Here is a 25,737-nt window from a genome sequence, read left to right as displayed (position 1 = left end):
ATACTGGAAAAATAGCGCCATGTTTGAGAAGCGTCACCGCATTACGTTGTTATTCAATGCCAACAAAGCTTATGACCGTCAGGTCGTCGAGGGCGTTGGGGAATATTTGCAGGCGTCGCAATCCGAGTGGGATATTTTCATCGAAGAAGATTTCCGCACGCGAATCGAAAATATCAAAGACTGGCTGGGCGACGGCGTCATCGCGGATTTTGACGACGCCGTTATCCAGCAACTGCTTGTCGATGTCGACGTCCCCATCGTCGGCGTCGGCGGCTCTTACCACCAGCCGGAACACTACCCTGCCGTTCACTATATCGCCACCGACAACCACGCCCTGGTAGAGAGCGCGTTTCTACATCTCAAAGAAAAAGGGGTTCACCGCTTCGCCTTTTATGGTTTGCCCACCTCCAGCGGAAAACGCTGGGCGGCGGAACGGGAATATGCTTTCTGTCAGCTGGTCGCAAAGGAGAAGTATCGCGGCGTGGTTTATCAGGGGCTGGAAACGGCCCCGGAAAACTGGCAGCACGCGCAGAACCGTCTCGCCGACTGGCTGCAAACCCTGCCGCCGCAGACCGGCATTATCGCCGTGACCGATGCCCGCGCCCGGCACGTGCTGCAGGTGTGCGAACATCTGCATATTCCGGTGCCGGAAAAGCTGTGCGTCATCGGGATCGATAATGAAGAGCTCACCCGCTACCTGTCACGCGTGGCGCTATCGTCCGTGGCGCAGGGAACACGTCAGATGGGCTATCAGGCGGCCAAGCTGCTGCACCGGCTGCTGGATAACGAAAATCTTCCCCTGCAACGTCTGCTGGTGCCGCCAGTTCGTGTGGTGGAGCGACGCTCAACGGATTACCGCTCGCTGAACGACCCTGCCGTCATTCAGGCCATGCACTACATTCGTAACCACGCCTGCAAAGGCATCAAAGTGGATCAGGTGCTGGATGCGGTAGGGATTTCGCGTTCAAATCTGGAGAAGCGCTTTAAAGAAGAGGTGGGCGAGACGATCCATGCGGTTATCCATGCAGAGAAACTGGAGAAAGCCCGCAGCCTGCTGATTTCGACCTCGCTCTCCATTAATGAGATTTCCCAGATGTGCGGTTATCCGTCGTTGCAGTATTTCTATTCGGTCTTTAAAAAAGAGTATGACACCACGCCGAAAGAGTATCGCGATCGCTACAGTGAAGTACTGATATAAATAAAAAAGGCCTTCCGGATGGAAGGCCTTTTTTTAAGATTACATATGAGCGGCAATTAAGCGCTGGTTATCCTGGTACATCGCAAACAGATAGTTGTTATAGCGTTGGCCCTGGGTTGAGTAACCTTTCAGCTTGTGGATCATATTGCTCGCCGTCACTTCCTGGTCTGCTTTACGCAGCTGCGCACGCGACTTACGGAAGGATTTATAGGCCGGATGCGTGTTCAGGTTCACAACATACGCATTCACGGAATCTTTTACCGATTCAAACTGCGAGTAACCTTTCACTTTGCCCGGCGCATTGTTACAACGACCTTTCGCACATTTCATGCCAAACAGGTTGTTATTGCTACGAGCCAGCTTAGAGGTACCCCAGCCACTTTCGGCTGCTGCCATCGTTGCGACCATGCTGCCTGGGATGATATCCACACGCTCAAGCAAGGTATTCCACGGTACACGACGTGTGTTCCCGTTCCAGCTCACTTTATAGTTTTTGGCTATCTCTTTCAGGCGCGCACGCTCGGATGGCGACCAACGGCTGTCGTACTGCTTGGAAATAAGCCAGTTACGATCCGCCGTAATCGCGGCATTTTGACTTGTAATGTAAGGCATTACCGTCCGGAGAAACGCTTTTTTCCTTGGTGTTCCGGAAGGGTATTTTCGCAAATCAGGAAGTGAACTACTCTTTGCACTATTGCGAGAATACTCTTGTTTACTGCTAACCTTACTACTTGCTGTCGTCTTTATGACGTGGGCTTTCTTACTCGTTGTATCCGTGTGCGTCTTTGCAAGCACCCCACCAGAAAATGCCGTGGTGAGTAACATGAGTATCGCAGCCCCATATCGTCGAATGGGAGTCGATATCATTAGGTCTCCTGGTCGGATAGAAACATTCCAACACCTTATTTTTTTCGAAAATTGAGAGGCGAATCTCAAATCCTAGCAAAAATAGACGAGAAGAGCACCATTAGAAATAGTCCAAATCCGAAACCCTGTCACCTGGAATCTGCGCGTTTCAGCATCATTCTCGCGAAAACGTGCTCAATATCGCAGTTAAATAGCGTACTTAGCGTGAGATCACTCACCCTCGTTGCTCCTCCCTGCGCGATAGCGCCAGGGGATGAGTTTGCCCACTAGAATAGATGGCAAACTGAGCAAAATGCTGTGACAGGAAAATGGTATGAAACGTTCTGCTCTCGCTCTTCTGTTCTTGCCTGCACTGGCCAGCGCCGACTGGTCCGCCCCCGGCTTTCCAGCCTTTACCGCTGAAGGATCGGGGGTCTTCACGGCACAGGCAAAGCTGACGAAGGGTACCCGCCCGCTAACGTTGAGTTTTGACAAGGCGTGCTGGCAACCCACTAACGCCATAAAACTCAACGAGATGATGTCACTGAAGCCGTGCGAGGGCGATCCGGCGCAGTGGCGCATCTTCCGCGACGGGGATTATCAGGCACGAATTGATACCCGCTCCGGCACGCCAACGCTGATGTTGACCGTTGCCAGCGCCAGCGAACAGGCGGTGGCATCGGTAGTGCGCCAGTGCCCCAAATGGGACGGCAAACCGTTGACGCTCGATGTCAGCAATACCTTCCCGGAAGGAAGCGTGGTGCGTGATTTTTACAGCAAACAGACCGCGACGGTGCAGCAGGGTAAAATTACCCTGCAACCCGCACCGGGGAGTAACGGCCTGCTGTTACTGGAGCGGGCAGAAACGGACAAGCCCGCCCCGTTCAGCTGGCAAAACGCCACCGTCTATTTTGTTCTCACCGACCGGTTTGAAAATGGCGATCCGGGCAACGACAACAGCTACGGGCGCCATAAAGATGGTATGCAGGAGATCGGCACCTTCCACGGCGGCGACCTGAAAGGGCTCACCAGCAAGCTGGATTATCTGCAACAGCTTGGCGTTAACGCCCTGTGGATCAGCTCCCCGCTGGAGCAGATCCACGGCTGGGTCGGGGGCGGAACGAAAGGCGATTTCCCGCATTACGCCTATCACGGCTATTACACCCAGGACTGGACCCGGCTCGATGCCAACATGGGTACGGAGGATGATTTACGTCAGCTGGTGGATGAAGCTCACCGCCGGGGGATCCGCATCCTGTTTGACGTGGTGATGAACCACACCGGTTACGCGACGCTGGCGGACATGCAGGCGTACCAGTTCGGATCGCTCTATCTGCAGGGCGAAGAGCTGAAGAAAACCCTGGGCGAACGCTGGACTGACTGGAAACCGGGGGCCGGCCAGAGCTGGCACAGCTTTAATGACTACATCAACTTCAGCGATAAAGCGGGCTGGGAAAACTGGTGGGGCAAGAAGTGGGTACGCACCGATATCGGCGATTATGACAACCCCGGCTTCGACGATCTGACCATGTCGCTGGCCTTCCTGCCGGACCTGAAGACGGAATCGACCACCCCATCAGGCTTACCGAATTTCTATCGCCACAAGCCCGACACCCGGGCGAAGGCCATTGACGGTTACACGCCCCGGGATTACCTCACCCACTGGCTGAGTCAGTGGGTGCGTGAATACGGCATCGACGGTTTCCGCGTTGATACCGCCAAGCATGTTGAGCTGGCGGGCTGGCAGCAGCTGAAAGACCAGGCCAGCGATGCCCTTAAAGCATGGAAAGCGGCCAACCCGGAGAAAAAACTCGACGATGCCCCGTTCTGGATGACCGGTGAATCCTGGGGGCACGGGGTAATGCAGAGCGATTACTACCGTCACGGCTTCGATGCGATGATCAATTTTGATTACCAGGAGCAGGCGGCCAAAGCGGTAGATTGTCTGGCGGACATTGACCTGACCTGGCAGCAGATGGCGGAAAAGCTGCAGAGCTTTAACGTCCTGAGCTATCTCTCCTCTCACGATACCCGTCTGTTCCGCGAGGGTGACCAGCGTGCGGCAGAGCTGCTGTTGCTGGCGCCAGGCAGCGTACAGATCTTTTATGGCGATGAATCTGCAAGACCGTTCGGCCCGACGGGCTCCGATCCCTTACAGGGCACGCGCTCGGACATGAACTGGCAGGATATCAACGGCTCGCAGGCTGCAACCGTCGCCCACTGGCAGCGGCTCGGGCAGTTCCGCGCCCGCCATCCGGCCATCGGTGAAGGCAGACAAACCACGCTGACGATGCCTCAGGGCTACGGCTTTGTCCGCGAGCATCAGGGCGACAAGGTGGTGGTGGTGTGGGCGGGTAATCGCTGATCGGCTGGGGCAAAATCCCTCTCCTACGGGAGAGGGGTGCAGGATAAATTGCTACCTGATAGCAAACTAACAACATAAAGTCACACATCTTCGTTTCGACGCTGATTTGCACCTGCGCAGTTGTAGCGTTATGGTGAGCCACACTTAGAACACGCTCGACAGATCACCTGCTATGACTTTTTCACTTTTCGGCGACAAATTCACCCGCCATTCAGGCATTACCCGCCTGATGGAGGATCTCAACGACGGGCTGCGCACACCGGGCGCCATCATGCTCGGCGGCGGTAACCCGGCACAAATCCCTGAGATGAACGCCTATTTTCAGACGCTCCTCGCGGACATGCTGGAAAATGGCAAAGCCAGAGATGCGCTGTGCAATTACGACGGCCCACAGGGCAAAACCGAGCTGCTTGCTGCCCTGGCTGAGATGCTGCGCGACACCCTCGGCTGGGAGATTGATCCACAGAACATTGCTCTGACAAATGGCAGCCAGAGCGCGTTTTTCTACTTATTTAACCTCTTCGCGGGACGACGTGCCGACGGCACCACCAAAAAAGTGCTCTTCCCGCTGACGCCGGAGTACATCGGTTATGCCGACTCCGGCCTTGAGGACGATCTTTTCGTCGCCGCGCGCCCGAACATCGAGCTACTGCCGGAAGGCCAGTTCAAATATCACGTCGATTTTGAGCATCTGCATATTGGCGAAGAGACCGGGATGATCTGCGTCTCGCGCCCCACCAACCCGACCGGCAACGTCATCACCGATGAAGAGCTGATTAAGCTGGATGCGCTGGCGAACCAGCATGATATTCCGCTGGTGATCGATAACGCCTACGGGGTTCCCTTCCCGGGCATTATCTTCAGCGAAGCGCGTCCGCTGTGGAACCCGAACATTGTGCTGTGCATGAGCCTCTCCAAGCTGGGTCTGCCGGGTAGCCGCTGCGGGATTATCATCGCCAATGAGAAAATTATCACCGCCATTACCAACATGAACGGCATCATCAGCCTCTCCCCTGGCGGGATCGGCCCGGCAATGATGTGCGAGATGATTAAGCGCAACGATCTGCTGCGCCTGTCCAACGAGGTGATTAAGCCCTTCTACTATAAGCGCGTCCAGGAGACCATTGCGACTATCCGCCGCTATCTCCCGGAAGAACGCTGTCTGATCCACAAACCCGAAGGGGCAATTTTCCTCTGGCTGTGGTTTAAGGATCTGCCGATCACCACCGAACTGCTCTATCAGCGTCTGAAAAAGCGCGGGGTGTTGATGGTGCCGGGGGATTATTTCTTCCCGGGGCTGGACAAGCCGTGGCCGCACACCCACCAGTGCATGCGCATGAACTATGTCCCGGACCCAGAAAAAATCGAAGCGGGCGTGAAGATCCTCGCCGAGGAGATCGACCTCGCCTGGCGGGAAAACGGTCAGTAATGATTTATGCCAGATAACGCAGCCGTTCGGCACGTAATCTGGCAGGATCGACGCAACTTAACGCGCGGGTTGGAAAGGCCTCCACGCATGCGGGTCCACCTTCGCGGTGCGCGCAACGGTCGCACTTCAGTGCCTGCACCGCTTCTGCTTCTCCCGTAACCTGCATCGCCCCGAACGGGCAGGCAATCATGCAGCTTTTACAGCCGATACAGCGGTGTTGCTCCACCCGCCAGACCCCCTGCTCACGCTGGATCGCCTGCGTCGGGCAGACGTTGGCGCAGGGGGCATCTTCACACTGGTGGCAGGTGACCGCCGTAGTGAACGTCCCGCCTTTCACCACCCGGATGCGGGAGGTAAAGGTCTTTGCCGTCACAGCGGCACAATTCTGGTTCTCCTGGTGCGATACCACGCAGGCCACTTCGCAGGTGCGACAGCCAATACATTTCGCCGGGTCCGCAACAATAAACGGGTTCATCGCCTGCTCCATCCTTGTTGAAAAAGTCAGGTTGCCAGAGTGTTCAGGGCACGCGCTTTGATCAGACGGGGCAAAAAGTCACTTTTGTGCGTCCTGCCGCGAATACTGGCCATTTGCCACAGTGCTCAGGCGGAATTGATGTGCTCCTTGCAGTAGCGGCGCTTCCAGACGCCGGGCGTTAACCCGGTATGCTTACGAAAAATTTGCCGGAAATATCCGGTGTCGTTAAACCCGCAGCGCACCGCCACCTCCTTGAGCGACACGGCATCGTTGAGGAGTAGCTTTTCCGCGGCCCTGACGCGCTGACGGTGGATAGCCTCGGTGAGCGTCAGATGAAAGACCCGACGAAACACCCGCCCCAGATAATCGGCGTTGCAGTGCAGCTCCCGGGCAAGCTGCGACGTGGAGAGCGGCCGGTGAAACTGCGTGCTGATCAGCTGCCGCGCCTTCCACGCCAGGCTGACGCCCGCTTCGTCCGGGGCGAGCTCCTGCCCGGGCATGACTGAGAGCTGTTGCAGGATCAGCAGCAGAATAAATTCCAGCGCCGGGCTGCGCTGGAGCTTCTCCTGTTCGGTCAGAAATTGCCGGAACAGGGCAATCATCGCCTGCGGATCGCCGGTTTTGCCGTGCTGCTGCACCGACAGCAGCGTACTCAGGGATGACGGCGCGGCCTGCTCGTCAACTTCAAAATGCAGCCAGTAAAAGCGTAAATCGGCAGGAAAATCTTCAATCCCCTTGTGTCGGCGGTGGGGCCACAGGAGCAGACTTTCTCCAGCATGGACCTCAAATAGCGTCGTATCCTCCTGGATCGTTAATGTCCCCTTTTCCACAAAGATGACCTCCCAGGAGTCGAGCCTGCGCGCCGGATGTCGCCCGACGCCCCGGGAGATAAAATAGCCGCCATTCTGCACCCTGATCGGAAGCGCTATGGATAATTCGAGCATGGTTATTCAATTTCTCGCTATTTATGAGCAGATTCTTTCTCTTTATCACTGATTATTAACAGCTATTTTTTATTCATCCCGATCAAAATCACATTTTACGAACAAGGTCGGAATCCTCACCTTTTTATACTTTTCCCTTCCCTTGTTGCCCCCAGGGAACAGTGCAAAATTAGTCAGGTACTCTGCAAAACAACATAAAAAATCCAATAACCCGAGGAGTTACCTCATGACTTCCACCCCGATTACACAGACAGAGATCGCCCAGCAGGCCATCAACGATCGCCTGACGGTGCGAGAAAAAATAGGCTACGGCCTGGGTGATGCCGGCGGCACGGTGATCACCTGTTTGATCATGAACTTTCTCACTTTTTTCTATACCGATGTCTTTGGCTTAACCCCGGCGCTGGTCGGCACGCTGTTTATCGCCCTGCGCATCTTCGACGCGATATCCGACCCGGTGATGGGGATCATCGCCGACCGTACCCAGAGCCGCTGGGGACGCTTTCGCCCCTGGCAGCTGTGGGTCGCCCTGCCGATTGGCATTATCGGCGTGCTGACCTTCACCGTGCCGGAGGCGGGCATGGGAGTCAAAATCGCCTGGGCCTTCGGCACCTATCTGCTGCTCTCGGTGGGCTATACCGCCATCAACGTGCCCTATTGCGCGCTGATCAACACCATGACCACCCGCCACAGCGAAGTGATCTCCTGCCAGTCATGGCGTTTTGTATTGTGCGGCGTGGCCGGTTTTCTGGTCTCCGTTGGCCTGCCGTGGCTGGTTGAACTTCTCGGTCAGGGCAACGTGGCGCAGGGATATCAGTTCGGCGTGGGTGTGCTGTGCGCCATTGCGGTGGTGATGTTCCTGTGCTGCTTCTTCTGGGTTCGCGAGCGCGTACCGCTGGCGATGATGGGAAAATTTACCCTTAAGGAGCACCTCGCCGGTCTGCGTAACAACGACCAGCTGCTGCTGATGCTGGTGATGTCTTTCCTGCTGATTAACGTCTTCAACATTCGTGGCGGCGGCTACATGTATTTCATCACTTACGTGCTGGAAGGGAGCACCGCCTACACCTCGCTCTTCTTCACGATGGTGACCTTTGCCTCTATTCTGGGCGCGGTGATCGTTAACCTGCTGTCACGTCGCAGCGACACCGTCAAACTCTACTACTACACCAACCTGGTGCTGGCAGCCCTGGCGGTGGGGATGTGGTTCCTGCCCGGCGGCCCGGCTTACCAGACTCTGTGGCTGGTGGTCATTCTGGCGAACGGCGTGATCCTCGGCTTTACCCTGCCGCTGCACTTCGCACTGATGGCCTTTGCTGACGACTACGGCGAGTGGAAAACCCGCGTACGCTCCTCCGGCATGAACTTCGCCTTTAACCTCTTTTTCATCAAGCTGGCCTGGGCTTCCAGCGCCGGGATCATCAGCCTGGTGTTTATTTTCGTCGCCTACCAGCCGGGCGCAGGCAACCAGACGCCCGCCTCATTACAGGGCATTACCGCCATGGAGACCCTGCTGCCCGCCCTTTTCCATCTGCTGCTGGCGCTGGCGATCCGCAAGTGCCGACTCAATAACCCGATGATGACGCGCATTGCCACCGACCTGCGCCAGCGTCACGCTCACGCCTGAGGAGAACATGATGTCCATAATGGAACCCGACCTGCATAAACTGAAAATCAGCGACCCGTTTCTGGGTCAGTATCAACAGCTGGTGCGCGATGTGGTCATCCCCTACCAGTGGGATGCCCTGAACGATCGCATTGAGGAGGCGGAACCGAGCCATGCCATCAGCAACTTTCGCATCGCGGCGGGTCAGCAAAATGGTGAATTCTACGGGATGGTCTTTCAGGACAGCGACGTGGCGAAATGGCTGGAGGCGGTCGCCTGGTCGCTATGCCAGAAACCCGACGCGGAGCTGGAAAAAACCGCCGATGAGGTGATTGAACTGGTAGTCGCCGCTCAGTGCGACGATGGCTATCTCAATACCTGGTTCACGGTAAAAGCGCCGGAGGAGCGCTGGACAAACCTGGCGGAGTGCCACGAGCTTTACTGCGCCGGGCATATGATTGAAGCGGGCGTAGCCTGGTTCCAGGGCACCGGCAAACGCCGTCTGCTGGAGGTGGTCTGTAAGCTGGCCGACCATATCGACAGTGTTTTTGGTCCGGGCGAGCAGCAGCTACACGGCTATCCCGGCCACCCGGAGATCGAGCTGGCGCTGATGCGCCTGTTTGATGTCACCCAGGAGCCGCGCTACCTGGCGCTGGCGAAATATTTCGTTGAAGCGCGTGGCACCCAGCCGCACTTCTACGACATCGAATATGAAAAGCGGGGCAAAACCTCGTACTGGAACACCTACGGCCCGGCGTGGATGGTACAGGATAAAGCCTACAGCCAGGCGCATCAGCCGCTGGCGGAACAGCAAACGGCGATTGGTCATGCGGTGCGTTTCGTCTATCTGATGACCGGCGTCGCGCACCTGGCCCGTTTAAGTCAGGATGAGAGTAAACGCCAGGACTGCCTGCGCCTGTGGAATAACATGGCCCAGCGCCAGCTCTATATCACCGGCGGGATTGGTTCCCAGAGCAGCGGCGAAGCCTTCAGCAGCGATTACGATCTGCCGAACGACACCGTCTATGCTGAAAGCTGCGCCTCCATCGGCCTGATGATGTTTGCCCGTCGCATGCTGGAAATGGAAGCCAACAGCCAGTACGCCGACGTTATGGAGCGGGCGCTGTACAACACCGTGCTTGGCGGCATGGCGCTGGACGGGAAACACTTCTTCTACGTCAACCCGCTGGAAGTGCATCCGAAGACGCTGAAATTTAACCATGTCTACGATCACGTGAAGCCGGTTCGCCAGCGCTGGTTCGGCTGCGCCTGCTGCCCGCCAAACATCGCCCGCGTTCTGGCCTCGATTGGTCACTACATCTATACCGTTCGCGACGATGCCCTGTTTATCAACCTCTACATCGGCAACAGCATGGCTTTCCCGGTGGGTGAGCAGGAGTTGCAGCTGCGGATCAGCGGCAACTACCCGTGGCAGGAGCAGGTCGTCATCGAAATCGCCTCCTCGGTGGACGTCGACTATACCCTGGCCTTACGTGCGCCGGACTGGTGCGACAATCCACAGCTCACGCTGAATGGCAAACCCATCACGGGTGAGATGCGTCAGGGCTATATCTACCTGACCCGCCGCTGGCAGGAAGGCGATAAGCTGGTGTTAACCCTGCCGATGCCGGTCCGCCGGGTTTACGGTAATCCGCAGGTGCGCCAGCAGGCCGGAAAAGTGGCTTTGCAGCGCGGGCCACTGGTCTACTGTCTTGAAGAGGCGGATAACGGCGCGGGGCTGCACAACCTTACCCTGCCAGCCGACAGCGAATTCAGACTCGTTGAAGGCAAAGGGATTTTTGCCCATAAGATGCTGATCCAGACGCAAGGGTATGCCCGCCACGCCGCGGACGCTGAACACCAACCGCTGTGGCAGTACGATCGTGCCCCCGCCACGCAACAGGCGCAGACGCTGACCTTTATTCCGTGGTTTAGCTGGGCTAACCGGGGCGAAGGGGAGATGCGGATCTGGGTGGATGAGGCGAACGCCGCACGCTAAAGCCGGAAAACAGAATCAGCCCTCATCTCAGAGGGCTGATTTTTACTACCTTAAAACGTCCAGGAGAGACCGGTCATCAGCGCGAAGCTGTCGTCACGGTCGATCATCGGGCTGTTTTTCACATCGTCAGGCAGCACGGTATAGACGGCGCTGGCATTCAGAGAGAGATTCTGTGTCAGCGGGTATTTAGCTGCCACACCCACATAAGGGGTCACGGTTTCGCCTGCGTTGTACTGCTTTAAACCGCTGCGACGGGACTCTTTCTGCGAGACGCCGTAGTAGTAATCGTTGAAGCTTTCATCGTAGTAAAAGACCCCCACCGATGGCGTCAGGGTCAGGCGCGCCATGCGGAACGGGCGGAAATAAGAGATTTCGCCCATCACGCCGCCGCTCTCATCCATCGCATCGGCGGCAATCGCCAACTTCAGGCTACCCCAGCTTTCATGGTGATAATAGGCGCCGCCCAGCATCGCGGAGGCTTTGCGCTCGTCCAGCTGCTTCATCGCAGAGTCGTCGTTATCGTCCGGATCAAAGTGCAGCGGCATCCAGGAGGCGGTCAGGCTGAGTTCGTTTTTGGCATCTTTCCAGACAATCCAGCCGCCGGTAGCCTGACGCACGTAAAAATGTTCCCCTTCGTAGTGCATTAATGGAACAGCGAAAACATTCTCGTTATAACCTTTATACGGTGACTCATTAAAAACGGCGCCCGCGCCAACTGAAAATTCATCCGCCATTGCGGGAGCAGCCGCAAATAAAACCGTGGCGATGAGTAAACTCTTTTTAAACGTCATTGTTTGTAATCCATTAAATTTCCTGCGACCCGGCGCATAATAATGGTTACAAAAATCGCAATGCAATTTTGATATTTGTATAATATTATATATAAATTCATATAGATGAGCATCAGGCAATGCACAAGCTGCAAATCAAACCGCGCGAATTAAAAATTATTTCCGTCATTGCCGCCACTCACAGCATTGGAGATGCTGCCGCGTTGTTGGGTATGGCCCAGGCCAACGTCAGTAAATATCTCTCGGATTTCGAAACTCGCGTCGGGCTGAAGATTTTCGAGCGCACCACCCGTCACCTGGCGCTGACCCAGTTTGGCCAGTCGCTGCTGCCCTTTATCAACGCTTCGCTGGAAAAGAACGAACAACTGGTTAATTTTATTGCAGATTATAAGCATGAAAAACGCGGTAAAGTGACTATTTACGGGCCAACGGGTATCATTACCTGGCTGGCCCGCCATGTGATTCATGAGATCGACAATATTGGCGATATTCACATTAGCCTGAAAACCTATAACCTGAATGGCAGCGAGTTTCTCGAAGGCGTCGTGTTCCCCGACGATTGTGATATTTTAATTACCTATGCCCAACCCAAAGATGAAAGTCTGGTCGCCACGACCTTAACCAAATATTCGGTTACCGCTTTCGCCACCCCGGAATATATTAAAAAGCATCCTATTAGTTATCCTGAGGATTTAATTAACCACTCCTGCATTCTTATTGATTCAATGGTTATCGACGATGCCAACATCTGGCGTTTCCGCGCGAATCACAGCAATCAGATACATGACTATAAAGTCACCGGGAACTATATTTGCGACAACACCCAGACGGCGCTGGAGCTGGCGCGCAATCATCTGGGGATCGTTTTTGCGCCCAAACAGAGCCTGCAGAAAGAGATCGAACAGGGTGTTCTGGTGCCCTGCTTCGCGCATCAGGAGGAGTGGTGGCTGGATCTGGTGGCTATCTTCCGTAAACGTGACTATCAACCGTGGCGGGTGCAGTATGTACTCGACGGCGTGCTGAATACCCTGCGTAAGCAGATAGCGCAGGCCACCCAGCGGCGACCTGCGCTGAAGGGTCAGAACAGCCCGAGCGGCTTGTCGGAGTAGCTCACCAGTAGGCACTTGGTCTGCTGGTAATGTTCCAGCATCATCTTGTGCGTTTCGCGGCCAATACCTGACTGTTTATATCCGCCAAACGCGGCATGGGCCGGGTAAGCGTGATAGCAGTTGGTCCATACGCGTCCGGCCTGGATCCCGCGGCCCATCTGATAGGCCAGATTGCCGTTGCGGCTCCAGACGCCTGCGCCCAGGCCATACTGGGTATCGTTGGCCAGCTCCAGCGCCTCCTCCATGGTTTTGAAGGTAGTCACCGCCAGCACCGGGCCAAAGATCTCCTCCTGGAAGACGCGCATGTTGTTTTTACCGGACAGGATGGTCGGCTCAAGGTAGTAACCCTCTTTCAGCTCCCCGTCCAGCATCTTGCGCCGCCCGCCGGTTAAGATATCCGCCCCCTCTTTCTTACCGATATCAATGTAGTTGAGGATCGTCTCCAGCTGTCCGTGCGAGACCTGGGCCCCCATCTGGGTACCGTTGTCCAGCGGGTTACCGCTGCGGATCGACTCCACGCGGCGGATGGCGCGCTCCATAAAGCGTTCGTAAATGGACTCCTGCACCAGCGCCCGGCTTGGACAGGTACAGACTTCACCCTGGTTGAAGGCAAAAAGCGCAAATCCTTCCAGCGCCTTGTCAAAGAAGGCATCCTCTTCATCCATCACATCGGCGAAGAAGATGTTCGGGGATTTTCCGCCCAGCTCCAGCGTGACCGGGATGATGTTCTGGGTGGCGTACTGCATGATCTGCTGGCCCACTTCGGTGGAGCCGGTAAAGGCCACCTTGGCGATCCGTTTGGAGGTCGCCAGATATTCACCAATCTCCCCGCCCGCGCCGTTGACCACGTTCACGACACCCGGCGGGAGCAGGTCGCCCACCACTTCCATCAGCAGCAGGATCGACAGCGGGGTTAAGCGCGCCGGTTTCAGTACCACACAGTTGCCTGCCGCCAGCGCGGGCGCCATTTTCCAGGCGGCCATCAACAGCGGGAAGTTCCACGGAATGATCTGTCCGACCACACCCAGCGGCTCATGGAAGTGATAGGCCACGGTATCTTTGTCCACCTCGCTGATCCCCCCTTCCTGCGCACGAATACAGGAGGCGAAGTAGCGGAAATGGTCGATAGCCAGCGGCACGTCGGCGGCCATGGTTTCGCGGATCGGTTTACCGTTGTCCCAGGTTTCCGCCGTGGCTAAAAGCTCCAGATTCTGCTCCATACGATCGGCGATTTTGAACAGGATCGCCGCGCGATCCTGTACCGAGGTGTGCGCCCACTTCTCTTTCGCTTTATGGGCGGCATCCAGCGCCAGGTCGATATCGCGTTTCCCGGAGCTGGCGATCTCGCACAGCGGCTGGCCGGTCACCGGGGTGAGGTTCTGATAATAGTCGCCGTCGGCCGGAGGAACCCAGTCGCCGCCGATAAAGTTGTCATAACGGGCTTTAAGTTTGAGAGGAAAACCATATTCGCCAGGAAGGATACGTGCTGATGGAGGGTTATTCGTCATGACTGTCTCCTTGTGTGTAGTGTCTTTCAAAGGTAGACCGCGGCGGTGAAAACATCGCCAGTCGTCGCCTGCTTTGCGAGCCCCTTCACGCATTACCTTACTTTACGTTTGGTTTTCGGCGCTGAGCCATACTTAAAGCGCACAACCCGGGCGGAGGTAAGGATAAATGCGGCTTTTTATCGGCTTTGACGTGGGCGGAACCCACATTAAACACGGCGTGATCGACGAGAACGGCAACGAAATCGCCACCGATCAGTTTGATACCCCAGAGGATGAGGAGAGCTTTAAGCAACAGTGGCGCGAGGTGGTCGAGGCTTACCAGAATGAACACGAGATCGCGGCTATCGGCGTGAGTTTTCCTGGCCACATCAATACCCATACCGGCGAAGCCGCAAAGGCGGGCGCGCTCGACTATCTGGACAACGTCAACCTGTATGCGCTTTTCTCAGAGCTGACGGACCTGCCGGTTATCGCCGAGAATGACGCCAACTGCGCTGCGCTGGGCGAACGCTGGCGCGGCGCGGGGCGTGAATATGAAAACTTTGTCTGCATTACGCTCGGTACCGGGATCGGCGGCGGCATTGTGGTGGAGGGCGATCTCTGGCGCGGCTCGCACCACCGCGCCGGGGAATTCGGGGTGATCCCGGTCGGCAAGAACGGCGAAGGGATGCATATCGTCGCCTCGGCCAAAGGGCTGATGGAGACCTGCCGCCGGGCGCTGGCCGTCTCCGAAGAGGAGATGCCGAAAGGCGAAGAGCTGTTCGAGCGTATGGAGAACGACCTGCATCTGCGCGAAGCCGTCGAAGAGTGGGCCCTGTTTCTGGCCCGCGGAGTCTACAGCGTCATCTCCATGTTTGATCCGCAGGTGGTGCTGATTGGCGGCGGCATCAGCGAGCAGGAGAAAATTTATAAGCTGCTCGACAGACACCTGCAGACCTTTGAAGAGTGGGAGGCGCTGCAGGTGCCCATCCTGCCCTGCCAGTTGGGTAACCAGGCGGGCAGGCTGGGAGCCGTATGGCTGGCAAAACAGAAACTTGCCAGAAGCGAGACTTAAGGCTGCGGCGACTCGCCGGTAAAGAGCTGCGCGTCACGCAGGAGATGATCGTTACCGCGACGGCGGGTAAAGCCAATGCGGTTGAAATACTCCAGGATCTGGATCGCCAGTTTACGCCCGACGTTCAGCCGATCGCGGAAATCCGCCGCGCAGGTGGAGCCGCGCTCGCTATCCAGCGCCCGGATCAGATTCGCAAAGGTGACGATGCGATCGTGGCGATAGTAACGGTCTTTGACGATCGCGGTGATCAGCCCCTGCTGCGCCGCATGCTTCAGCACCTGACGCATGGTCTGTTCGTCAGTGGCGGTTTCACGCGCCAGGTCGCGTACCCACCAGGGGTCGTCGCGGAACAGCGCCTGCGCTTTTTGCCAGACGGCCTGCTGCTCCGGGGTAAAGCCCGCTTTATGATCCGGCAGATGCAGCCAGCCGTGGTAGCTGTGTAGCTCCCCGCTCTCGCGCATCCGCTCGATCAGCAGCAGCACCAGGGCTTCATCCTCCATCGGCAGCGCCATGCGACGCAGGCGCTCGCGCCCGGGGCCAGGTTCATCCTGATGCTGCTGATGATAGATTGCCAGCACATCGAGAATTTTACGCTGCCAGCGTGCGGCAACCGGGGTGTTTAACAGACTGTTTCCGGCCTGGATGAACGTCGGCTGCTGCGTCAGCTGACGCAGTCCTTCTCCGCTGAGCTGGCGTGCCCAGCCAAAGTCATCCAGATTCACCGCCCCACGCTCCAGGTGCGCCAGCAGGGCGCTGCGGTCATCCGTCGCCGTCTCAAGCGTCGCCAGCCAGTTCAGGTACTCCGGCTTACGCTTTCCGCGACGCGGGGGATTAAGCGTCACGACCCGCGCCCCGGCCAGGGTGACGCGGGCAGAAATATCGCGCAGCACCAGCCGATCGTTGTCGGCCAGCCACAGAGGGGTGTCAAAGACCAGCTCCGCCAGCGCCCCCTCCAGCAGCGAGACACGTGCCGTCACGTGGCTGGCGGCATGGTGAATATGCAGCGGCTGCCACTGCGCGAGCGGTACATCGCTCTGCAGGGAGACAATCACCCGCGTGGCCGGCTCCGGCGGCGTCCCGGCCAGCAGCCAGTCGCCGCGGTTCAGCTCAGCTTTTTCCGTATCACCCACCAGGTTCAGGGCAATACGCTGTCCGGCGTGCGCCTGTTCGACAGGCTGATTCTGCGCGTGCAACCCGCGAATACGTACCGGCTTGTTAACCCCGGTCAGCCACAGGCTGTCACCCACCCGCACCTCGCCAGACAGCGCCGTGCCGGTCACCACCAGCCCCGCCCCTTTCACGGTAAAGGCGCGGTCGATAGCCAGCCGAAAACGGTGATGGTCAGCATGGGCGCGCTCAGGGAGCTGTTGCAGATGATCGCGCAGGGCATCGATTCCCCGCCCTTCGGTGGCGACGGTGACAAACAGCGTGGCATCCGCGAAGCCATAATCGCGCAGGGTCGCCAGCACCTCCTCGCGCACCGCCTCCACCCGCTCCTCATCGACGCGATCGGCTTTGGTCAGCGCCACCGTCAGCTGCGGGTTGCCGGTCAGACTGAGGATCTGCAGATGCTCGCGCGTCTGCGCCATCACCCCGTCATCACAGGCCACCACCAGCAGGGCGTGATCGATACCGCCCACCCCCGCCAGCATGTTGGATAAAAACTTTTCGTGCCCCGGCACGTCAATAAACCCCAGCACCCGGCCATCCGGCTGCGGCCAGTAGGCATAACCCAGATCGATGGTCATACCGCGCTTTTTCTCTTCCGGCAGTCGGTCGGCGTTGACGCCGGTGATCGCCTGCAACAACGTCGTTTTGCCATGGTCAACATGACCGGCAGTGGCAATAATCATTTCAACAACATCTCCAGAAACAGTGCTTCATCTTCCAGGCAACGTAAATCCAGCCACAGGCGCCCGTCCTTGATCCGTCCGAGCACCGGCACGGGCAGCGAGCGCCAGCGCAATGCCAGCGCGTCCAGCTGGCCGCCGCGCCCGTCACGCGGGGTAAAGGTCAGTGCCGCGCCGGGCAGACGATCCACCGGCAGCGACCCGCTGCCCGGCTGCGACAGGCAATCTTCCACCCGCACCTCGAAGTCAGGGTAGTGTGCAGCAATGTCTGTCAGCAGCCGCTCCCCCTGACGGTGAATGGAGGCGGCATCGCGGCTCAACAGGCGCAGCGTCGGCAGCCGTTCGGCCAGCGTCTCCGGATGAAGATAGAGGCGCAAGGTCGCCTCCAGCGCGGCGAGGGTCATTTTATCCGCCCGCAGGGCGCGTTTCAGTGGATGCTGTTGCAATCTGGCAATCAGCTCGCGCTTACCGACAATAATCCCCGCCTGCGGACCGCCTAACAGCTTATCCCCCGAGAAGCTCACCAGGCTGACACCGGCGGCAATAAGCGCCTGGGGCATCGGCTCTTTCGGCAGGCCATAGCGGCTGAGATCCACCAGCGAACCGCTGCCCAGATCGACGACCACCGGCACCTCTTTCTCCTGTCCGATGCGCACCAGCTCGGCTTCGTCGACGGCATGAGTAAAGCCTTCGATGTGGTAGTTACTGGTATGCACCTTCATCAGCAGAGCGGTGTTTTCATTGATGGCTGCGGCGTAATCCCGGTCGTGGGTACGGTTGGTGGTGCCCACCTCGCGAAGCTGGCACCCGGCCTGGGTCATCACATCCGGGATGCGAAACGCGCCGCCAATCTCCACCAGCTCACCGCGGGAGACCACCACCTCTTTACCGCTTGCCGTCGCGGCCAGCATCAGCAGCACCGCCGCAGCGTTGTTATTCACAATGCAGGCATCTTCCGCCCCGGTGAGCTGGCATAGCAGCGCCGCCAGCGCGCGGTCGCGGTGGCCGCGTCCGGCACCGTCGAGATCGTACTCCAGGGTCACTGGCACCTGCATCGCCTGGGTGACCGCGGCAACCGCCTCCTCTGCCAGCAGCGCGCGCCCCAGATTGGTATGCAGCACGGTGCCCGTCAGGTTGATGACCGGGCGCAGGCCCGTGGCGTCATCCTGCGCCAGCCGCTTTTCGGTCTCCTGGGCCCAGTCGTCGCACCAGGCAGGCAGGCGGTTGTCGGCGCGGATCCCGGCGCGGGCTTCGTCCTGTAACAGACGCAAGGTCTCCACCGTTCGGCTGTGACCAAACCGGGCAATAATGGCAGTAAGACGGGCATCGCGAAGCAGACGATCGGTCGCGGGGAGTTGGCTGTAGAGAGCGTGCTGAGTAGTCATGAATATGCCTGACGGTTAGGTATTTTCCCCCCTCCCGACGGGAGAGGGAGTCAATGTCAGGAGCGATTGTACCGCGTCCGGCAAGGAAGTGTTATCGACGACATCAAGCCTTTGGCGGTTCGGTACGGGCGAAACTTTCGCGCTGGAAGAGGGTTTCCGCCAGCTTAACCAGCTGCGGACGATCGACGCACCAGCCCGGTGAAACCCGGCGGAAATTGAGGTAGCCGATGGCGCAGGCGATGGCGATGGTCGCCAGATTGACGCTGTCGGTGGCAATTTTCCCGTCGCGGATCAGCTGCTCACAATGATCGAGACTGCGAGCGATTTTCTCGCGCTGGCGCAGCAGCTCGGTCTCGGATTGCTGCGCCGCCGGGCGGGCCTGTTCACGCACGGAGGCTAACGCCGCATCCATGATCCCATCCGCCAGCGCCTCGATTTGCCGGATAGCCAGCGCCGCTTTCGGTTCACGGGGGATCATCGCCGGGGCGATATCCAGCAGTTCGATATAGCTGGCAATGATGGGGGAATCGAACCAGTGTTCACCGTCATCGGTTACCAGCGCCGGGACTTTGCCCAGGGGATTGTACTGCGCGACACCGCTTTCAGCCTGATAGGGCTGTTCATTAACAAATTCAAAAGTGATGCCTTTCTCCAGCAGGAGAATTGAGATTTTACGTACAAAGGGACTGGTATAACTGCCGATGAGTTTCATTGCCTGCTCCTTATCCGCCAACAAAAGCATAAGTATGGCTCAGGCAAAGAAAAAAGGCAGGCGATGCATCGCGCATGCCTGCCTTTCAGAGGATTAATGGTCGAGATAGAGGTAGTGCATCCAGCTGGTCATACGCAACAGGACCTTACGCATCACGGAAACATGCGAGAAGTGATCGGAGTAAACCGCCACCTGGGCATAGATACCGTCAGGCAGAGCGTCCACGTCGGCGTTCGGCTCCAGTTCAATGGTGCCCAGCACGCCGTCGGTACCCGGCACTACCGTCAGGGACTGCAGCGAGCCCTGCGCCTGGTAAGAACCGCCCGGCACCACCGGCAGAATGCTGGTGAGCTTGCCAGAGAACACCTGGCCCGGCAGGGCGTTGAATACCACTTCAGCTTCATCGCCCGGTTTCAGACGCAGCAACGAGTTCTGGCGGAACTGCGCCACAATCTGCCGTTTCTGCTCAGGAATGAACACCATCACCGGACGCAGCGGCAGTGAAGCCGCATAGGTCCCCGGACGAATCAGCACCTGGGTGATGTAGCCGTTGCTCGGCGCCCGGATGATGGTCTGGTCCAGGTTGTAGGTGGCTTCGGCCAGTTGGGCGCGCAGAGAGGCGATTTGCGACTGTTCGCCGTTAGACATGCTTTCTAACTGGCTCTGGATCTGCACCTGTTCCGCCACCGACGCCTTCACCATGGCGTCCTGCGCCAGGTAGTTTTGCCGCGCGTTGTCGATGTCGCTTTCAGAGAACGGATTCACCTTCGCCCGGCTGCCTTTCACATAACGCTGATAGTCTTTGAACAGACGGTCACGCTCGGCGGAGACGCGGTTGGTATTCGATTGTGCTTCCGTAAGCTGGGCTTTCAGAACATCAATATTGTGTGTCGCCGTCACCAGGTCGGCCTGGAGCCGATCGACGCGCGCTTTATACCTGCCCGGGTCGATTTTAAATAACACTTCGCCCTTTTTAATGAGCTGGTTATTTTTATCAGTCACTTCAGTTACTACCCCTGTAACCTGCGGCGTAATCGGAATTGAGATAACCGCTTTCTGCGCCGTAAACGTATAGGGGTGGTTATAGTTCATTAATAAAATAAGGCCGGCCACGATAAATACGCCGCCTAACGTTGCGGTCGCCAGCGTCCACTGGTTTACCGGGATACGGAATATTTTAAAGATGGCCCATGCAAACGCGACATAGGTCAATATGATCAACAGATCCATGATTATCGCTCCGGCGTATTCTTGTCAGCAACGGGCGGCACGGCGGCCAGTTTTTGTTCCAGCTCGGCTACGCGCTTCGCCAGCGCATCTACGTCGGGGCTACGGTCCGGGGGCTGAATGTGGTTCTGCATTCCCCAGCCGCGCTCTGGCTGGTAGAGCGTGGCCCAAATCCACAAAAATGGCCAGATGGCATGGAGCGTAAACAGGCTAATCCATCCCGCCGTATGGATCGCATCGGCATGAGGATGGTTGCGCTTTTTGGCCATATTATAAGGAATGTCATGGATAGCGATGATTCCATAGAAAAGAACCAGGAAAACAAAAATCAACACACCCAGCGCAAAATAGTTGAGAAACATATTTGCCTCGCTAAATAAATCAACAACTCATTTAAGTAATTAAATGGTAAGCAAGCATATTAATTCACTGGTAAGTACACGATCGTGATATTAATATTTCAGAGCCGGGGAGTATGGTTTTTCGTTATATCTCCATGCAAGTTTATAAGCGTGACAAAATATATCCTGAATAATAATAGACTTAAATTTACAATATGGATTACTTTAGCTTATAACTTTTTGCCACACCACATCACAGATATTTAATTTTGGCGATAAGTGTTGTTGACTTACATCCTGGCGCTGTTCGCCAAAGCAGAAGTTGTCTGCGATCACATCCAGAGAAATCCGCATAAAAATTTTTTGTGGTTTTGATCACACTCCAGAAACAAACTCGCGACTTCTAAATGTGATTTACTTCACATTTAAGGGGTTATATTGTCGCCTTCACGTCCATTGTATTTTTTTTACACATCAATTTTGTGATATTCATCACGCCATTCCTCACCACACCCCCCACATTTACGTGATTCAGATCACATAAATTTTGCCCATCTGGACAGTGAAACAATTAAGTGCCAGATTTCACGACATCAGAACAGTGCAGGCTACCTCTGCCACCGCATTCACAACAAACCTCGGGCCGAAGGCCTGCGTAAACAAAAAGAAGGGGTGTTTTATGTCATCCGATTTCAAGATCAAAGTTCAAAGCTTTGGTCGTTTCCTCAGCAACATGGTGATGCCAAATATCGGCGCGTTTATCGCGTGGGGTATCATCACCGCGTTATTTATTCCGACAGGGTGGTTGCCTAACGAAACGCTGGCAAAACTTGTAGGCCCAATGATCACCTATCTACTGCCGCTGCTCATCGGTTATACCGGTGGTCGTCTGGTTGGCGGTGACCGTGGCGGCGTGGTCGGTGCTATCACCACCATGGGTGTTATTGTCGGTGCGGATATGCCGATGTTCCTCGGCGCAATGATTGCCGGTCCACTGGGCGGCTGGGCAATTAAGAAATTTGACGTCTGGGTTGATGGCAAGATCAAATCCGGCTTCGAAATGCTGGTGAACAACTTCTCTGCCGGCATCATCGGTATGATCCTGGCGATTCTGGCGTTCCTCGGCATTGGCCCTGCAGTTGAAGTACTTTCCAAACTGCTGGCGGCGGGCGTTAACTTCATGGTTGCCCACGACATGCTGCCGCTGGCGTCCATCTTTGTTGAACCGGCGAAAATTCTGTTCCTTAACAACGCCATCAACCACGGTATCTTCTCACCGCTGGGTATTCAGCAGTCTCACGATCTCGGCAAGTCTATCTTCTTCCTGATTGAAGCGAACCCGGGTCCAGGTATGGGCATCCTGCTGGCGTACATCTTCTTCGGTCGCGGCAGTGCGAAACAGTCTGCGGGCGGTGCGGCAATCATCCACTTCCTGGGTGGTATCCACGAAATTTACTTCCCGTACGTGCTGATGAACCCACGTCTGATCCTCGCCGTTATCCTCGGCGGTATGACCGGTGTGTTCACCCTGAGCGTGCTGGGTGGCGGTCTGGTTTCTCCGGCCTCTCCGGGTTCTATCCTGGCAGTACTGGCGATGACCCCGAAAGGTGCTTACTTCGCTAACCTCGCGGCAATCTTTGCAGCTATGGCAGTCTCCTTCATCGTGGCGTCTATCCTGCTGAAAACCAGCAAGGTGAAAGAAGAGGACGATATCGAAGCGGCAACCCGTCGTATGCAGGACATGAAAGCCCAGTCTAAAGGCGCAACGCCGCTGGCTGCGGGCGATGTCTCTAACGACCTGAGCCACGTACGTAAAATCATCGTCGCCTGCGACGCCGGTATGGGCTCCAGCGCCATGGGTGCAGGCGTACTGCGTAAGAAAGTGGCGGATGCCGGTCTGTCTCAGATCTCCGTCACCAACAGCGCCATTAACAGCCTGCCGCCGGATGTTGACCTGGTCATCACCCACCGCGACCTGACCGAGCGTGCGATGCGCCAGGTACCGCAGGCGCAGCACATTTCGCTGACCAACTTCCTCGACAGCGGCCTGTATACCAGCCTGACCGAACGCCTGGTAGCGGCACAGCGTCACGAAGAAAACGAAGTGAAAGTGCGTACCAGCCTGCAGGACAGCTTTGACGAGAGCAACAGCCACCTGTTCCGTCTGGGTGCAGAGAACATCTTCCTTGGCCGTACCGCGAGCAATAAAGAAGAAGCGATTCGCTTTGCCGGTGAGCAGCTGGTGAAAGGCGGCTACGTTCAGCCAGAATATGTTGAAGCGATGCTGGAACGTGAAAAACTGACCCCGACCTACCTGGGCGAATCCATTGCGGTACCGCACGGTACGGTTGAAGCGAAAGATCGCGTTCTGAAAACCGGCGTGGTGTTCTGTCAGTACCCGGCAGGCGTGCGCTTCGGTGAAGAAGAAGATGACATCGCCCGTCTGGTAATTGGTATCGCGGCCCGTAACAACGAGCACATTCAGGTGATTACCAGCCTGACCAATGCCCTGGACGATGAGAGTGTTATCGAACGTCTGGCTAACACCACCAGCGTAGAAGAAGTTCTGGCGCTGCTGAACAAGTAAGTTAAGCAAACCTCCCTCTCCCCGTTGGGGAGAGGGCTAGGGTGAGGGGAAATTCGCGTGGTTCCTCACCCCAGCCCTCTCGGGTAAAAACATTGATGAAGGTTAATACTATGAAAGCATTACATTTTGGCGCAGGTAACATCGGTCGTGGCTTTATCGGCAAACTGCTGGCAGATGCGGGCATTACGCTGACATTCGCCGATGTCAATCAGACGGTACTTGATGCCCTGAATGCACGTCATAGCTATCAGGTGCATGTGGTTGGCGAAAACGAGCAGGTTGAAACCGTGACCGGCGTCAACGCGGTCAGCAGCATTGGCGACGACGTTATCGATCTGATTGCCGGGGTTGACCTGGTGACGACCGCCGTCGGTCCGGTGGTGCTGGAGCGCATCGCGCCAGCGGTGGCGAAAGGTCTGGCCAAACGTAAGGCCCAGGGTAACGACACCCCGCTGAACATCATCGCCTGTGAAAACATGGTGCGTGGCACCAGCCAGCTGAAAGGCCACGTGATGGCCGCGGTAGCCGATGAAGATAAAGCCTGGCTTGAAGAGCACGTTGGCTTTGTTGATTCCGCCGTAGACCGTATTGTGCCACCGTCCGCCTCTGCCACTCACGATCCGCTGGAAGTGACCGTTGAAACCTTCAGCGAATGGATCGTCGACAAAACCCAGTTTAAAGGCCCACTGCCTGACATTGCTGGCATGGAATTAACTGATAACCTGATGGCATTTGTCGAACGTAAGCTCTTCACGCTGAACACCGGGCATGCTATAACCGCCTACCTCGGTAAATTAGCCGGTCATCAGACCATTCGTGACGCCATTCTCGATGAGAAGGTCCGCGCCGTGGTAAAAGGTGCAATGGATGAGAGCGGCGCGGTATTGATTAAACGCTACGGTTTTGATGCCGATAAGCACGCGGCATACATTCAGAAAATCCTCGGTCGTTTTGAAAACCCGTATCTGAAAGATGACGTTGAGCGCGTTGGCCGTCAGCCGCTGCGCAAACTGAGTGCGGGCGATCGCCTGATTAAGCCGCTGCTCGGCACCCTGGAATATGGTCTGCCGCACGCCAACCTGGTCAAAGGCATTGCTGCCGCGATGCACTACCGCAGCGAAGAAGATCCGCAGGCGCAGGAACTGGCGCAGTTGATTGCTGAGAAAGGTCCACAGGCCGCGCTGGCGCAGGTATCCGGTCTGGATGCCAACAGCGACGTGGTCGTGGAGGCGGTGAACGACTATAACGCAACCAAATGATGCAGGAACTGGCGCAGGTCATCCTGCGCCCGGAAGATAGATTGTCAGATATGCAGGCAATAATGGAACAAACCCAGGCCTTTGAAAACCGTGTGCTGGAGCGTCTGAATGCTGGCAAAACCGTTCGAAGTTTCCTGATATCCGCCGTCGAGTTATTAACCGAGGCGGTGAATATCCAGGTACTTCAGGTGTTTCGCAAAGACGACTACGCAGTGAAATACGCAGTTGAACCGTTGCTCGACGGCGACGGCCCCTTGGGCGATTTATCCGTGCGTCTGAAACTGATCTATGGCCTGGGCGTCATCAGCCGTCACGAGTATGAAGATGCGGAACTGCTGATGGCGTTGCGCGAGGAGCTCAATCACGACGGCAACGACTATTCGTTTACCGACGACGAGATCCTCGGTCCGCTGGGCGAGCTGCATTGCGTTACCGCCCTGCCCCCGGCGCCGCATTTTGATACCAGCGATCCTGAGCTTTACGCCATGCAGAAACAGCGTTATCAGCAGATTGTTCGCTCCACCATGGTACTCTCCCTGACCGAGCTGATTTCCCGAATCAGCTTAAAAAAAGCGTTTCAGAAGTAAGCCTGCGCACATTCGTGTATCCTTTGTGGTAATTCCCCCTGTTTTTAGAGCCATTTGTTATGAAAGAAGTCGAAAAGAGTGAAATTAAACGTCTGAGCGATCGTCTGGATCTGATCCGCCACCAGCAGGCCAGCCTCTCTCTGGTTGATGCCGCAGAGAAGTACGCCGAACTAGAAAAAGAGAAAGCGACGCTGGAAACTGAGATCGAGCGTCTGCGCAGCGTGCACAGCCAGAAGCTGAGCAAAGAGGCGCAAAAGCTCACTAAGCTGCCGTTCCGCCGTGCGATCACCAAGAAAGAGCAGGCCGATATGGGCAAGCTGAAGAAAAGCGTGCGCGGCCTGGTGGTTGTCCATCCGATGACCGAGCTGGGTCGTGAAATGGGTCTGAAAGAGATGACCGGTTTCAGTAAGACCGAGTTCTGATTTTTTGCCGGGTGGCGCGATGCTTACCCGGCCTACCGCGTTC

Annotated in this window: 21 protein-coding genes; 11 read left to right on the top strand and 10 right to left on the bottom strand. The window is 56.6% G+C overall.

Annotated elements, in window-relative coordinates:
- The first annotated feature begins 19 nt into the window (after positions 1 to 19).
- Positions 20 to 1,198 carry a D-xylose utilization transcriptional activator XylR gene (xylR, locus tag ACOKCT_RS18730; RefSeq protein ID WP_103177765.1) on the top strand — a complete coding sequence of 393 codons (1,179 nt, stop codon included), beginning with the start codon at positions 20 to 22 and terminating at the stop codon, positions 1,196 to 1,198.
- 39 nt (positions 1,199 to 1,237) lie between these two features.
- Here the strand turns inward: xylR and ACOKCT_RS18725 are convergent, their stop codons facing one another.
- Positions 1,238 to 2,065 carry a protein bax gene (locus tag ACOKCT_RS18725; RefSeq protein ID WP_420193771.1) on the bottom strand — a complete coding sequence of 276 codons (828 nt, stop codon included), beginning with the start codon at positions 2,063 to 2,065 and terminating at the stop codon, positions 1,238 to 1,240.
- Positions 2,066 to 2,378: 313 nt separating this feature from the next.
- Between ACOKCT_RS18725 and ACOKCT_RS18720 the strand changes: the two genes are divergently transcribed.
- Both ACOKCT_RS18720 and avtA read left to right on the top strand, forming a co-directional pair.
- Positions 2,379 to 4,409 (top strand): alpha-amylase, encoded by a 2,031-nt coding sequence (locus tag ACOKCT_RS18720; RefSeq protein ID WP_420193770.1) that lies wholly within the window; start codon positions 2,379 to 2,381, stop codon positions 4,407 to 4,409.
- Between the two features lie 172 nt (positions 4,410 to 4,581).
- Positions 4,582 to 5,838 carry a valine--pyruvate transaminase gene (avtA, locus tag ACOKCT_RS18715; protein ID WP_420193769.1) on the top strand — a complete coding sequence of 419 codons (1,257 nt, stop codon included), beginning with the start codon at positions 4,582 to 4,584 and terminating at the stop codon, positions 5,836 to 5,838.
- A gap of 4 nt (positions 5,839 to 5,842) precedes the next feature.
- On the opposite strand, the gene ACOKCT_RS18710 is transcribed toward avtA, so the two are convergent.
- The gene (locus ACOKCT_RS18710; protein WP_420193768.1) at positions 5,843 to 6,313 is read right to left on the bottom strand and encodes a 4Fe-4S dicluster domain-containing protein; all 471 of its coding nucleotides are present in this window, start codon (positions 6,311 to 6,313) and stop codon (positions 5,843 to 5,845) included.
- A gap of 125 nt (positions 6,314 to 6,438) precedes the next feature.
- The gene (locus ACOKCT_RS18705; protein ID WP_114316205.1) at positions 6,439 to 7,257 is read right to left on the bottom strand and encodes an AraC family transcriptional regulator; all 819 of its coding nucleotides are present in this window, start codon (positions 7,255 to 7,257) and stop codon (positions 6,439 to 6,441) included.
- 226 nt (positions 7,258 to 7,483) lie between these two features.
- Between ACOKCT_RS18705 and ACOKCT_RS18700 the strand changes: the two genes are divergently transcribed.
- Together ACOKCT_RS18700 and ACOKCT_RS18695 are read left to right on the top strand one after the other, a co-directional pair.
- Positions 7,484 to 8,884 (top strand): MFS transporter, encoded by a 1,401-nt coding sequence (locus ACOKCT_RS18700; protein WP_156653699.1) that lies wholly within the window; start codon positions 7,484 to 7,486, stop codon positions 8,882 to 8,884.
- Positions 8,885 to 8,894: 10 nt separating this feature from the next.
- Positions 8,895 to 10,862 (top strand): glycoside hydrolase family 127 protein, encoded by a 1,968-nt coding sequence (locus tag ACOKCT_RS18695; RefSeq protein WP_420193776.1) that lies wholly within the window; start codon positions 8,895 to 8,897, stop codon positions 10,860 to 10,862.
- 50 nt (positions 10,863 to 10,912) lie between these two features.
- Here ACOKCT_RS18695 and ACOKCT_RS18690 read toward each other — a convergent pair whose 3' ends face one another.
- Entirely contained in the window at positions 10,913 to 11,653 is a 741-nt protein-coding gene (locus ACOKCT_RS18690) for a MipA/OmpV family protein (RefSeq protein ID WP_103177757.1), read from the bottom strand.
- Between the two features lie 119 nt (positions 11,654 to 11,772).
- Between ACOKCT_RS18690 and ACOKCT_RS18685 the strand changes: the two genes are divergently transcribed.
- Positions 11,773 to 12,762: a LysR family transcriptional regulator gene (locus ACOKCT_RS18685; protein WP_420193767.1), complete on the top strand. Its 990-nt coding sequence runs from the start codon at positions 11,773 to 11,775 to the stop codon at positions 12,760 to 12,762.
- Here ACOKCT_RS18685 and aldB read toward each other — a convergent pair.
- Positions 12,732 to 14,270: an aldehyde dehydrogenase AldB gene (gene aldB, locus ACOKCT_RS18680; protein ID WP_103177755.1), complete on the bottom strand. Its 1,539-nt coding sequence runs from the start codon at positions 14,268 to 14,270 to the stop codon at positions 12,732 to 12,734. The two genes, ACOKCT_RS18685 and aldB, sit on opposite strands and share 31 nt — an antisense overlap.
- Positions 14,271 to 14,436: 166 nt before the next feature.
- Between aldB and ACOKCT_RS18675 the strand changes: the two genes are divergently transcribed.
- Complete coding sequence (locus ACOKCT_RS18675; protein WP_103177754.1) at positions 14,437 to 15,324, top strand: ROK family protein; 888 nt, start codon at positions 14,437 to 14,439, stop codon at positions 15,322 to 15,324.
- Here the strand turns inward: ACOKCT_RS18675 and selB are convergent.
- The 5 genes from selB to ACOKCT_RS18650 all read right to left on the bottom strand — a co-directional run bounded on the left by selB (position 15,321) and on the right by ACOKCT_RS18650 (position 20,860).
- Positions 15,321 to 17,177, bottom strand: coding sequence for a selenocysteine-specific translation elongation factor (gene selB, locus ACOKCT_RS18670; protein ID WP_420193766.1), 1,857 nt, complete (start codon positions 17,175 to 17,177; stop codon positions 15,321 to 15,323). The two genes, ACOKCT_RS18675 and selB, sit on opposite strands and share 4 nt — an antisense overlap.
- Complete coding sequence (gene selA, locus ACOKCT_RS18665; protein ID WP_159340403.1) at positions 17,174 to 18,559, bottom strand: L-seryl-tRNA(Sec) selenium transferase; 1,386 nt, start codon at positions 18,557 to 18,559, stop codon at positions 17,174 to 17,176. The genes selB and selA overlap by 4 nt, the downstream gene beginning before the upstream one ends.
- 103 nt (positions 18,560 to 18,662) lie before the next feature.
- Positions 18,663 to 19,271, bottom strand: a complete 609-nt coding sequence (locus ACOKCT_RS18660; RefSeq protein WP_103177751.1) for a glutathione S-transferase — start codon at positions 19,269 to 19,271, stop codon at positions 18,663 to 18,665.
- 93 nt (positions 19,272 to 19,364) lie between these two features.
- Positions 19,365 to 20,501: an HlyD family secretion protein gene (locus ACOKCT_RS18655; protein ID WP_420193765.1), complete on the bottom strand. Its 1,137-nt coding sequence runs from the start codon at positions 20,499 to 20,501 to the stop codon at positions 19,365 to 19,367.
- Between the two features lie 2 nt (positions 20,502 to 20,503).
- A complete protein-coding gene (locus ACOKCT_RS18650) occupies positions 20,504 to 20,860 on the bottom strand; it encodes a DUF3302 domain-containing protein (protein ID WP_103177749.1) in 357 nt (118 codons plus the stop codon).
- Between the two features lie 658 nt (positions 20,861 to 21,518).
- Here ACOKCT_RS18650 and ACOKCT_RS18645 point away from each other — a divergent pair.
- From ACOKCT_RS18645 to ACOKCT_RS18630, 4 genes are all read left to right on the top strand, one after another.
- Complete coding sequence (locus tag ACOKCT_RS18645; protein WP_103177748.1) at positions 21,519 to 23,426, top strand: PTS mannitol transporter subunit IICBA; 1,908 nt, start codon at positions 21,519 to 21,521, stop codon at positions 23,424 to 23,426.
- Between the two features lie 95 nt (positions 23,427 to 23,521).
- Positions 23,522 to 24,685, top strand: coding sequence for a mannitol-1-phosphate 5-dehydrogenase (mtlD, locus tag ACOKCT_RS18640; protein ID WP_420193764.1), 1,164 nt, complete (start codon positions 23,522 to 23,524; stop codon positions 24,683 to 24,685).
- Positions 24,682 to 25,272 carry a mannitol operon repressor MtlR gene (gene mtlR, locus ACOKCT_RS18635; RefSeq protein WP_420193763.1) on the top strand — a complete coding sequence of 197 codons (591 nt, stop codon included), beginning with the start codon at positions 24,682 to 24,684 and terminating at the stop codon, positions 25,270 to 25,272. The genes mtlD and mtlR overlap by 4 nt, the downstream gene beginning before the upstream one ends.
- A gap of 59 nt (positions 25,273 to 25,331) precedes the next feature.
- Positions 25,332 to 25,694, top strand: a complete 363-nt coding sequence (locus ACOKCT_RS18630; protein ID WP_103177745.1) for a YibL family ribosome-associated protein — start codon at positions 25,332 to 25,334, stop codon at positions 25,692 to 25,694.
- Positions 25,695 to 25,737: the final 43 nt, after the last annotated feature.

This window comes from Leclercia sp. M-A074-M (assembly GCF_965195605.1).
Classification (GTDB): Bacteria; Pseudomonadota; Gammaproteobacteria; order Enterobacterales; family Enterobacteriaceae; genus Enterobacter.
The sequence above is the reverse complement of the archived record's forward strand: the minus strand, read 5'-3'. Positions and strand labels throughout refer to the sequence as shown.

Coding starts and splice junctions, on each gene's coding strand:
- xylR (WP_103177765.1), top strand. CDS start 20: ATGTTTGAGAAGCGTCACCGCATTACGTTGTTATTCAATGCCAACAAA.
- ACOKCT_RS18725 (WP_420193771.1), bottom strand. CDS start 2,065: ATGATATCGACTCCCATTCGACGATATGGGGCTGCGATACTCATGTTA.
- ACOKCT_RS18720 (WP_420193770.1), top strand. CDS start 2,379: ATGAAACGTTCTGCTCTCGCTCTTCTGTTCTTGCCTGCACTGGCCAGC.
- avtA (WP_420193769.1), top strand. CDS start 4,582: ATGACTTTTTCACTTTTCGGCGACAAATTCACCCGCCATTCAGGCATT.
- ACOKCT_RS18710 (WP_420193768.1), bottom strand. CDS start 6,313: ATGAACCCGTTTATTGTTGCGGACCCGGCGAAATGTATTGGCTGTCGC.
- ACOKCT_RS18705 (WP_114316205.1), bottom strand. CDS start 7,257: ATGCTCGAATTATCCATAGCGCTTCCGATCAGGGTGCAGAATGGCGGC.
- ACOKCT_RS18700 (WP_156653699.1), top strand. CDS start 7,484: ATGACTTCCACCCCGATTACACAGACAGAGATCGCCCAGCAGGCCATC.
- ACOKCT_RS18695 (WP_420193776.1), top strand. CDS start 8,895: ATGTCCATAATGGAACCCGACCTGCATAAACTGAAAATCAGCGACCCG.
- ACOKCT_RS18690 (WP_103177757.1), bottom strand. CDS start 11,653: ATGACGTTTAAAAAGAGTTTACTCATCGCCACGGTTTTATTTGCGGCT.
- ACOKCT_RS18685 (WP_420193767.1), top strand. CDS start 11,773: ATGCACAAGCTGCAAATCAAACCGCGCGAATTAAAAATTATTTCCGTC.
- aldB (WP_103177755.1), bottom strand. CDS start 14,270: ATGACGAATAACCCTCCATCAGCACGTATCCTTCCTGGCGAATATGGT.
- ACOKCT_RS18675 (WP_103177754.1), top strand. CDS start 14,437: ATGCGGCTTTTTATCGGCTTTGACGTGGGCGGAACCCACATTAAACAC.
- selB (WP_420193766.1), bottom strand. CDS start 17,177: ATGATTATTGCCACTGCCGGTCATGTTGACCATGGCAAAACGACGTTG.
- selA (WP_159340403.1), bottom strand. CDS start 18,559: ATGACTACTCAGCACGCTCTCTACAGCCAACTCCCCGCGACCGATCGT.
- ACOKCT_RS18660 (WP_103177751.1), bottom strand. CDS start 19,271: ATGAAACTCATCGGCAGTTATACCAGTCCCTTTGTACGTAAAATCTCA.
- ACOKCT_RS18655 (WP_420193765.1), bottom strand. CDS start 20,501: ATGGATCTGTTGATCATATTGACCTATGTCGCGTTTGCATGGGCCATC.
- ACOKCT_RS18650 (WP_103177749.1), bottom strand. CDS start 20,860: ATGTTTCTCAACTATTTTGCGCTGGGTGTGTTGATTTTTGTTTTCCTG.
- ACOKCT_RS18645 (WP_103177748.1), top strand. CDS start 21,519: ATGTCATCCGATTTCAAGATCAAAGTTCAAAGCTTTGGTCGTTTCCTC.
- mtlD (WP_420193764.1), top strand. CDS start 23,522: ATGAAGGTTAATACTATGAAAGCATTACATTTTGGCGCAGGTAACATC.
- mtlR (WP_420193763.1), top strand. CDS start 24,682: ATGATGCAGGAACTGGCGCAGGTCATCCTGCGCCCGGAAGATAGATTG.
- ACOKCT_RS18630 (WP_103177745.1), top strand. CDS start 25,332: ATGAAAGAAGTCGAAAAGAGTGAAATTAAACGTCTGAGCGATCGTCTG.